Source organism: Pseudoalteromonas sp. G5_S1_14_S5 (assembly GCF_054968605.1).
This window is the reverse complement of sequence record NZ_JBQKUM010000157.1, coordinates 1-2,776: the sequence shown is the minus strand read 5'-3', so window position 1 is coordinate 2,776 and position 2,776 is coordinate 1. Positions and strand designations below refer to the sequence as shown.

The window sequence follows — 2,776 nt, the reverse complement described above, 5'->3', positions numbered from 1 at the left end:
TAGGCATTCTTTTCGTGTGATCGATATCGTTATAGCCGGATAGAAGTACAGAGTATTGCCGCTCAACGTTACCGCAATACTCTGTACCTCTGTCCGTCAGGATTCGAAACATCTGAAGCTCTTGGGTGTCAAAGAACGGAAGGATACGGCCATAAACTATGTCCAGTCGCAGCCATAGGTTTTTTCGTTGTGTAGAGCTTAGCAAACTTTTGCTGAAGATATCGATAAAGGTTTGCAAGTATTTCCGCCCAACACACTTTAGATTCCGAACGTAAAATACGTCCTGTGAGCCAAGATTACCTGGGGGGTGGATTTCTATCTCACCACATGCTTCATCGTCCTGCGCCATCCATCGACACTCTGGCTTCGAGCGCCAACAGGCGCTTCTTGAAGTTTTCCAGGTTATGCCTTAGCCAAATTTAGTGAACTCCGCTACCTGAAACGTACACACCCTTTTTGCGCAGTTCGCTGCCGGGCCGTGAGCTGGGAACTGGATAGCGTCTCAACAAGAGCTTCTTCTGTCTGTTCGTTCGTCTACACGGTTCTTGATGTTTGGAGTTCTGCTAGACTCGTTGACAAATGAGTCAACGTCGCCTTCTTCACAAGTTCTTGATAGCCATAGAACGTATCTCTGGACACGCCCATGATCTTACAAGCTTTGGATATATTCCCCAATTCCTCTGCTAGACTAACAAGACTCGCTTTGTGTTTTATGATTAGATTGCTTTTATGATGCATGAGAGTTACCTCTTGTCTTTGATTTAAAATTCAGCGCCTTAATCAAAGTGAGCAACTCTCTTCTTTTCAAATTGAAGCGTAAGATTTAGTGGAACTGATGCATCTAGATAACTAACTTAATTCATTGATTGTTTGTAAAGCAACCTTAAAAGTTTTTTATAGCAACGCCTCAATACAGCCCAATAACTTACGAGCAGTACAACTTTCCATCGACGACACTCCAGTGGCTATCAATACCTATTCCAGCAGCAAGTGTCGCGTCATGACTAACCAGGATCAGTGCTCCGCGGTACTCGCATAGCGCGCTTTCCAGAGCTAGCAAAGACTCCAGATCCAAATGATTATTTGGCTCATCAAGCAATAGAAGTTGTGCTGGCTCTGGTCCAAGCAGTGCACACGCCAGTGCTACTTTTAAGCGCTCACCACAGCTTAACTCTTTAACAGCAAACTCAGCTTTGTCGCGCCTTAGGCGCAACCAAGCCAGACGTGAACGATACTCGACACTCGCGAGTCCTGGCGCTAAGCGCTGAAAATTCTCTACAGCACTCTGCTCTAGGCTCAACAACGCCAGTTGCTGGTCCAAGTAGGCAGTTTTAACACCAACATAACACTGGCCATCCAACGCTGATAACTGCCCGGCTAGCGTCTTTAGAAAAGTACTTTTACCACTACCGTTCGCCCCCTGAAGCCAGATTCGGTGACTGCCGTAGATCGTCAACTCGTTTACATGCAATATTGGTGGTGTCAATTGTGAAAAACCCACACTCAATTGATGCATCTGAATCACACGCTTAGCATTCGGTAGCCGGGTAGTTTCCAGCGACAAGCCTATCGGCTTGATCCACTCCATGCACTGTTTTGCCTGATGCAGTTGCTGTCGAGCTTTACCAATACGGTCTTGTTCCAGTGTATTATTACGTGTAAGCGTTTTCTCACCACGGGATTTCATGTCCTGCTTAGCAAAGCGAGCAAAACCACCTCCAGCTAACTTAGCTTTACCACGCTTCTCACTCTTTTGCTGCTTCTCTAGACGTTCCTGTTTTATCGCACACTGGTTCTTTAACTGACGCTTCGATTGTTCCAACTTCCGCTCACCAGCATCCAGCTCGGCCTGCTTATACTGAAAATAAGAATCGAAACCTCCGCCATAGCGACGGATCCCCAAGGAGGTTAGTTCCAACGTGCAGGACATCTGGTTAAGCAGGTCACGGTCGTGACTGATCACCAGAACGCCACACCCCCTCTCGCACAAATCAGCAACCTGGTCCTTTAACCAGATACGCGCATTTTGATCGAGATGATTACTGGGCTCGTCGAGAATAAGATAGTCTGGCGACTCCATGAGCACGGCTTGCAAACGTAAGCGCATTTGCTGTCCGCCAGACAAATCGCACAGAGGGGTATCCCAACTCAGATCAGGATAGTTCAACTGCTCTCGCAAGTCCTCCAAGCGCTCAGACAAATCCCAATGCGACTCCAACAAATCAAAATCCTGCTGAGTAGTGCTGCCATCAAGTACTCGCTGATAGGCGGCAAGCGGCTTTTCTAGCGCGAACTCTTGCGCTACTGTACAACGGTCTCTATCAGGGAGCTGCGAAAGGTACCCCACACGACCAAGCCAGTCTATGCTACCACCACTAGGGGACAGAGAGTGCATGAGTAGTTGCGCCAGCAAGCTTTTACCAACACCGTTACGACCAACCAAGCCGGTAGCTTCACGACCGAGCTTAAAACTCAATGCTGGCCACAAGCTCTCTCCGTTGGCAAAATGAAACTCAAGATCTCGGACGATAACAACCGGTTTATCCTGAACCGACAGCTCACAGGCAGAAACAACTACTGTAGACATAACTAGCTCCATTAAAAAATAAATACTTAAGATATCAGTGAAAGAGTTAGTTATTCATTTTCATCTGGAACCTGTCTTTTGTTAAGATGATACGCATCATATGCAACAACAGGCAAATGTGCAAGTGGTTGGCAATATTCAATGTACTTTTACATACGTAGCCACTTATGCAAATACATATAGGCGCCC

1 protein-coding gene and 1 pseudogene are annotated in these 2,776 nt (G+C 46.8%); both read right to left on the bottom strand.

The window, feature by feature from the left end:
- A pseudogene (locus tag ACTRWI_RS22200) lies at nt 1–738 on the bottom strand (helix-turn-helix domain-containing protein); the annotation flags it as partial.
- Nucleotides 739–925: 187 nt separating this feature from the next.
- Nucleotides 926–2,587, bottom strand: a complete 1,662-nt coding sequence (locus ACTRWI_RS22195) for an ATP-binding cassette domain-containing protein (protein ID WP_499133865.1) — start codon at nt 2,585–2,587, stop codon at nt 926–928.
- Between the last annotated feature and the right edge of the window lie 189 nt (nt 2,588–2,776).

What these genes read in the sequence shown, in the direction of transcription:
- ACTRWI_RS22195 (WP_499133865.1), bottom strand. Translation starts at nt 2,587, where the DNA reads ATGTCTACAGTAGTTGTTTCTGCCTGTGAGCTGTCGGTTCAGGATAAA.